Source organism: Sulfurimonas sp., assembly GCF_032250635.1.
Taxonomy (GTDB): Bacteria; Campylobacterota; Campylobacteria; order Campylobacterales; family Sulfurimonadaceae; genus Sulfurimonas.
Window position 1 is genome coordinate 1 of sequence record NZ_JAVVFL010000131.1, and the last position, 6,616, is coordinate 6,616.

General features: G+C 38.6%; 8 protein-coding genes. 4 read left to right on the forward strand and 4 right to left on the reverse strand.

Annotated features, from left to right (window positions below; genetic code table 11):
* On the forward strand, positions 1–431 hold a 431-nt coding region (locus RQ763_RS08390), incomplete at its 5' end, for a pyridoxine 5'-phosphate synthase (RefSeq protein WP_314152340.1).
* On the forward strand, positions 428–1,357 hold the full coding sequence (gene pdxA / locus RQ763_RS08395; protein WP_314152341.1) for a 4-hydroxythreonine-4-phosphate dehydrogenase: 930 nt from the start codon (positions 428–430) through the stop codon (positions 1,355–1,357). The genes RQ763_RS08390 and pdxA, both read left to right, overlap by 4 nt.
* A 139-nt stretch (positions 1,358–1,496) precedes the next feature.
* On the opposite strand, the gene RQ763_RS08400 is transcribed toward pdxA, so the two are convergent.
* Both RQ763_RS08400 and RQ763_RS08405 read right to left on the reverse strand, forming a co-directional pair.
* The gene (locus RQ763_RS08400; RefSeq protein ID WP_314152342.1) at positions 1,497–2,129 is read right to left on the reverse strand and encodes a YceI family protein; all 633 of its coding nucleotides are present in this window, start codon (positions 2,127–2,129) and stop codon (positions 1,497–1,499) included.
* Positions 2,130–2,176: 47 nt separating this feature from the next.
* Positions 2,177–2,827 (reverse strand): class I SAM-dependent methyltransferase, encoded by a 651-nt coding sequence (locus RQ763_RS08405; protein WP_314152343.1) that lies wholly within the window; start codon positions 2,825–2,827, stop codon positions 2,177–2,179.
* A gap of 44 nt (positions 2,828–2,871) precedes the next feature.
* On the opposite strand from RQ763_RS08405, the gene RQ763_RS08410 reads away from it, so the two are divergent.
* Both RQ763_RS08410 and RQ763_RS08415 read left to right on the forward strand, forming a co-directional pair.
* Positions 2,872–3,999 (forward strand): metallophosphoesterase, encoded by a 1,128-nt coding sequence (locus RQ763_RS08410; protein ID WP_314152345.1) that lies wholly within the window; start codon positions 2,872–2,874, stop codon positions 3,997–3,999.
* A gap of 54 nt (positions 4,000–4,053) precedes the next feature.
* A complete protein-coding gene (locus RQ763_RS08415) occupies positions 4,054–5,172 on the forward strand; it encodes a hybrid sensor histidine kinase/response regulator (RefSeq protein ID WP_314152346.1) in 1,119 nt (372 codons plus the stop codon).
* Positions 5,173–5,178: 6 nt separating this feature from the next.
* Here RQ763_RS08415 and RQ763_RS08420 read toward each other — a convergent pair whose 3' ends face one another.
* Together RQ763_RS08420 and hisG are read right to left on the reverse strand one after the other, a co-directional pair.
* Positions 5,179–5,862, reverse strand: a complete 684-nt coding sequence (locus RQ763_RS08420) for a class I SAM-dependent methyltransferase (RefSeq protein WP_314152347.1) — start codon at positions 5,860–5,862, stop codon at positions 5,179–5,181.
* Entirely contained in the window at positions 5,859–6,488 is a 630-nt protein-coding gene (hisG, locus tag RQ763_RS08425; protein ID WP_314152349.1) for an ATP phosphoribosyltransferase, read from the reverse strand. The genes RQ763_RS08420 and hisG overlap by 4 nt, the downstream gene beginning before the upstream one ends.
* Positions 6,489–6,616: the final 128 nt, after the last annotated feature.

The window sequence follows — 6,616 nt, forward strand, 5'->3', positions numbered from 1 at the left end:
AGCTTCTTCATGACTACCTTATCCCAGTTTCGCTCTTTATCGACCCGACTATTGAAGCGGTTAAGATGTCTAAAAAGCTTGGCGCCGAGATGGTTGAGCTTCACACTGGGAGTTTTGCAAATCTATTCGCGATGCTCAACTCATCACTTGCACACTCAAACCACTCCATAAAAGAGCTTGAGCTTCCCAGAAACGAGTTGGCTATCAGGCTTGAAAAATCCATAGCAGATATCACCGCAGCCGCAAAACATGCCAAAAAGATAGGATTGGAAGTTGCCGCAGGACACGGACTCAACTACCACAATGTTCACGAGATGATGAAGATTGCGGAGATTACTGAGCTAAACATCGGGCAGAGCATCATTGCTAAAAGTGTCTTTAACGGCTTGGCTGATGCTATAAAAGAGATGAAGAGACTCACTACCAGATGAGCAAACCCCGCATTGCCATCAGTATAGGCGATCTGAACGGTGTCGGCATTGAGATAGCTCTTAAAGCCCACAAAGAAGTCTCCGAACTCTGCGCTCCAATCTACTGCATAAACTCCTACATGTTAAGTCAGGTATGCGAGCTTTTGGATGTTAATATTCCATCTGATTTTTTACTCCATGAGGTCGAGGGAAGCTTCAATATAAAAGAGGGGTGCGTTGATAAAAATGCGGGAAGATACTCCTACAACTCGTTTTTAAGCGCCATCAAACTTTGCGAGGCAAAAGAGGCTGACGCCGTTGTAACTATGCCGATTCACAAAGAGGCGTGGATGTTGGCAGGTTTGCACTACAAAGGGCATACGGATATGCTTCGCGACTATTTTAAAATGGATGCAATTATGATGCTCGGGTGCGAGAAGATGTTCGTGGCTCTATTTACCGAGCACATTCCGCTAAAAGATGTCGCATCATCCATTCAGTATAAAAAATTAAAGCAGTTCTTTTTGGATCTGCATAAATCTATACCAAAAGAGAGCGTAGCAGTTCTTGGTTTAAATCCGCATGCGGGTGATAACGGAGTGTTGGGAGATGAAGAGCTTAGAATTACAAAGGCTATAAAAAGTGCTAATAAAAAGATAGGTTTTGAGCAGTTTGTGGGTCCACTGGTTCCTGACACCGCTTTTACGCCGCACGCCAGAGAGAAGTTCAGATACTTTGTGGCGATGTATCACGACCAAGGGCTGGCACCTCTAAAAGCGCTCTACTTTGATGAGAGTATAAATGTCTCACTTAATCTACCTATAATCAGAACATCGGTAGATCACGGAACTGCGTTTGACATTGCCTACATGGGCAAGGCAAACACTCTTAGCTACATAAATGCAATTAAGAGCGGTATACTGATGTTACGCACCAAAACGAACTAGTCCGTTTTGGTGGCAGGGACAAATGTCCCTACAACCCCCTTACCATGGAGTATGCCATTGGTTAGCATACCTAAAAGCTACCCCTATCTTTCGGATAGAGGAGAAAAACTGACACTTTATGTCTTTTTTATATTTTATACTACTCTTTTAACGGCTCTACTTTGCAAAGAAGAGCTTCTATCTTCGTCTTAAACGCTATCCCTGCTTCGCTCCAAGTTTTTCCCTCGTGAAGGTCAAAGCAAGCCTTATTTAGTGACGCAAGAGCCTCAGAAGCGCTAAAATCTAAAATATCAATAACTCCTTTTGCCTCAAAAACATTATTGCTGAAGCTGTATGTCATAGGAACAACTTTTTTAACGCCGTTCATCTCAATCTCAATCTCAACAACGCCTGTTCTTGGAGCATCTTTTACTCTTTTGTCCGCTTTGATATCTACGATTTTTGCATTTATATTTTTATCACTCATCATACCGAAGAAAAATTTAGCAAGTTTCTCATCACGCCCCTCATGTTTTGAGTTTACGCTTGAAGTATCAATTACAACCGATGAGCCAACCAAAATTGAGCGAAAATTCTCACCGCTTTTTGCAACAGGTGTATATACCACGCTATCAAAAACTCCGCCTACACCTACTTTTTTCTCTGTTTTATAACCGGTCCAGCTCACTTCGAGTGCTCCTACCTGAGAGAGCTCACATCCGCTTTTTTGACTTGCATTTACACCGGAGACTACAAAAAGCACCATAAGTGCGGAGATAATTACGTTTTTCATTTTTAATCCTTGACATTATTTTGACAGAGTATATCCTCTATTTCTTTTTAAACTTCTCTTTTTTGAAAAAGAATTATATTTTTAAAGTTATGTTTAATTATAACAAGACCGAGCTCGGCTGCAAGAAACTCAAACGTTTTTATATTAAAAAACCCTATATGCGTAACATCTCTTATATACCACCATTTAAAGAACTCATCATCTTTATCCGGATGAAAAGCGCTCATCAGCAAAATATAGCCATTTTTCTCCACATGTGAGAGCAGCTCTTTTAAAACTTCAAGAGGATTTTGCAAATGTTCAAACACCTCTGTTGAGAGAATAAGGTCATATTTTTTGCCCTCGTAAACTTTTTTTGGAAAGTAAAAGAGGTCATATCTGTCGCATGAAATAGCATTTCTCTCTAAAACTATAGGCAGCACCTCGCCCTCTCCGCATCCAAAGTCAAGCGCGCTTTTTATGCCCTCTTTGTGAGGCATAACAAACTCCTCTATCAAATCCTCAAACATCTTTACATAGCCCAGAGACTCAAGAGTGTTGTGGTGCTTGTCATAATGCTTTTTTTCTCTCTCTTCATCAACATAAAAAGTCTCATCCAAAAAAATATAGCTGCACACTGGGCATTTATGGTATATTTTTTGAGTTTTTATATCGGTTATATCAGTTGTAGAGCTGTTGCAAATTTTACATTTTTTCATTGAGGGGATGATAACATTTTTTCAATTTTGATATACTTTCTTCCATGAACTATATACTCTTTTTTACAGCCTTTTTGGGCGTATTTGTCCTGCTTAACATGTATATATCAAAGAGACTTGTCTCCAAGCTTGATATAAGCGATAGAAACAAGCGCTATCTTCGCATATTTCTTATCATCAACCTTTTTGGCATTTTATGTTACATGCTTGCAAGATACTATGTTGATACGCCAGGCTGGCTCTATTTTCTCTTCTCCGTTCCTATCGGCGTACTCTTTTTGCTTTTTTGGAGCGCTGTTGTTTACGATATTTCAAGGCTTTTACTCTCCTTTGCTCCAATCTCACAACATAGAAGAAATTTTTTAAAAAAATCGCTTGATGTCACCTCTATGGCTGCTGCAGCTACTTTGACGTTAAAATCTATCTACAATGCAAAATTTGTAGAGGTTCAAAAGGTTACTATAGAGATAAAGAACCTAAAAAAACCATACAAGATACTCCAACTTAGCGATATACATATTGGGGGACTTATAGATAAAAGTTTCATAGAGGAGATTGTGCAAAAAGCAAACGCTCTAAATCCAGACATTGTAGTAATAACTGGCGATTTGATTGACGTAGATGTCTTAGCCGCAAAAGAGACGCTGATGGAACTTGCAAAATTAAATTCAAAATTTGGAACATACTATATTGTTGGAAATCACGAATATTTTCACAACGTAGAAAAAATCATAAGTGCCGTAAAATCGCTGGGAATTAGAGTTCTAGAAAATGAGAATCTCTATATAGGAGAGGATGGCGAAGGCTTTAACCTTGCCGGTGTTTACGATATTTTTGGATATAGAGCAAAAAAATATATGCCAAATCTGCAAAAAGCTATTAAAAACACTAAAGACGTCCCTACACTGCTGTTGGCGCATCAACCGAGATTTATTTACGAAGTTACAGGCGGGGTTGATTTGATGTTAAGCGGGCATACGCACGGCGGGCAGCTCTACCCTTTTAAGTTTTTAGTTCAACTGCAGCAGCCTTATGTAAGCGGTCTGCACAGGCACAATGAAAACCTGCAGATATATGTAAATAAAGGAACAGGCTTTTGGGGACCGCCAATGAGACTGGGTGCAAGTTCGGAGATAACAGAGATAATTATCACTCCTTCAGCTTTATATTGAACATTTTATCTTATAATATTTGCATTATTTAAGAAGGCGAAAAAGGACACTAATATGCACAATAAGCACTCTATCCTTGTTATTAATGATGAAACAGATAGCATTAATACCCTCACAAATCTACTAAAAGAGTACACTCTAATTTCGCTAAAAGACAAAACAGAGATCATCGATAAACTTGCGGAGGATGGCGCCATTGATCTTATTCTCCTTGATACGATGACTCATAATATAGACGGATTTGAGATATGCAGACTGCTCAAAGAGAATCCAAAAACAACGCATGTTCCTATAATATTTTTAAGTGCAAAAAATAAACCCTCTGACATTCAAATGGCTTTTGAGGCGGGAGGCGTAGACTATATAACAAAACCTTTTAATCCGGATGAACTTCTCTCCCGTGTTAACACACACTTAAAACTAAGAGCATATGAAAAAGATTTGGAATCAAGAGTTCAAGATGAGATTCAAAAAAACAAAATAAATGAGCAGATGATTTTTCAGCAGTCAAAACAGGCCGCCCTAGGCGAACTTTTGATGTATATCGCCCATCAGTGGAAGCAACCATTGGCATCTCTTGAATCGATTAACAATCTTATGAAAAAAAAATTTCAATCCGATATGGTTGTTAGCAAGGATGAGTACCTTAAATCAATTAAGCGCTCTGAGGATATCATAGAATTTATAGAAGAGACCATCGAAGCTTTTAAAAAGTTCTATACTCCATCAGCAGATAACAAAGAGTTTTTTCTTGCCGATGCCGTTATCGACATCTTGACAATTATTGAAGGAACATTCTATTTTGATGATATAAAAATATATATACTCTCTCATGAAAAAGAGCCGGTATATGGCAATGTAAATGAGTTTTCACAAGTAATTTTTGCGATTTTAAACAACTCGAGAGAAGTTTTGAAACAAAGAGAGATTTTCAATCCCGAAATCCGCATAGAGATTGAGAATAAAAAGATAACCATAATGGACAACGGCGGCGGCATACAGGACAAATCTTTTGAGGATATTTTTCTCCCCTCTCTTGGCACAAAAAACAGCTCCGGAGTCAGCCTCTATTTGGCAAAAGTTCTTGTTGAAAAAAACAGCGGAGTTATAACTGCCTCCAATGGAAAAGATGGTGCAGTTTTTACAATAGAATTTTTAACATGGATAGATTGATAAACCCTATCTCTTTTTAAAAATAAGAAGTGTTTTATCTTTTGTATCATAGAGAGAAAAAGTCTGTTTCTCTACAAGCTTTAAAGAAGAGAGCTTCTCAAAAGCTCTGATTTTGTGAAAATATTGGACTATCGTATCTTGATGTTTTGTATATGTTGAGTTGATGTTTTTTTCAAAGAGAGTAAACTTTGTATAGAGTTTTTCATTCTCAAAAATGGCATCTACAACCAAAAACTCTTTCTCGTTTTCACTGCTCATGGTACCCTCAGCTACATCGCTAAAACCATAAAGAGTGTTGATGTCGGCTATAAAAACTCCATCATCATTTAGTCTTGCCTCAACTGAGTCTAAAAAACTAAAAAGCTCCTCTTGGTTTAAAAAGTTTAGCACGTCAAATATAGCCACAACCGCATCATACTTTCCGCCCTCATCGGCTATATCTATACACTCTGCATCCAAACCTTTAGCTCTGCACTCATCAACCATAACTTGGCTTAGGTCAACTCCCTTGCAGACTACTCCATCGCTCATCATGCGCTGCATAAATCCGCCGCGTCCACATCCCACATCAAGAAGTGTTTTTATCTTATACTCATCAAGCTCTGAGCGATAGAGGTCATAAAGCGCCTCGGTAGCCTCTTCGATGCCTAGGAGATGTTCGGCTTTTGCGTAAAGGTCAAGATTTGTCATTTAGCTTTTTGTTCCGCTTGGACTACGCTGTTGATCTTTTTGTATATATCCAGAACTTCATCTTTTTTTGCAATGTAGCTATTTTTATTTGCAATCAAGTAGGTCGAAGAGGTCATAATATCTTGCACCACCTCTAAACCGTTTTGCTTCATTGTAGTACCCGTTTCTACAACATCGACTATCATGTCGGCAAGTCCTATAAGCGGTGCCAACTCTATAGAGCCGTAAAGTTTTATGATGTCGACGGAGACTGCGCGCTCCTCAAAATAACGCTTTGTAATATTGACCATCTTTGAAGCAACTTTTATCTCAGGTTTGTTCAAATCAAATTTCTCGCCCTTTTTCATCCCGATAGAGACCTTACAAATGCCGCGCTTTAAATCAAGCAGACGAACAACATCTAAGCCCTGCTCCTCTAGCGTATCAAGTCCGACAACACCTATGTCAGCTGCTTGATGAAACACATATGTAGCAACATCCTGATTTCTTACAAGTAAAAAACGAAATTTTGGAGTCTCCAAAATCAATTTTCTGTCATCAAAAGCAAAATCCTCGCCGAATATTGTCTCAAAAATCTCTAATGTCTCTTGCGCAATACGTCCTTTTGGAAGTGCAACCGTTAGCATATATCTGCCTTTTTCATAATATTTTTCATTCCTTTAAATAACAGCATCTCATCTACATGTGAAGCAGGGAACAGCTTTTCAAACTCAAAAGCATCCCCGCCTGTGAGATATATCTCCATCTTATATGA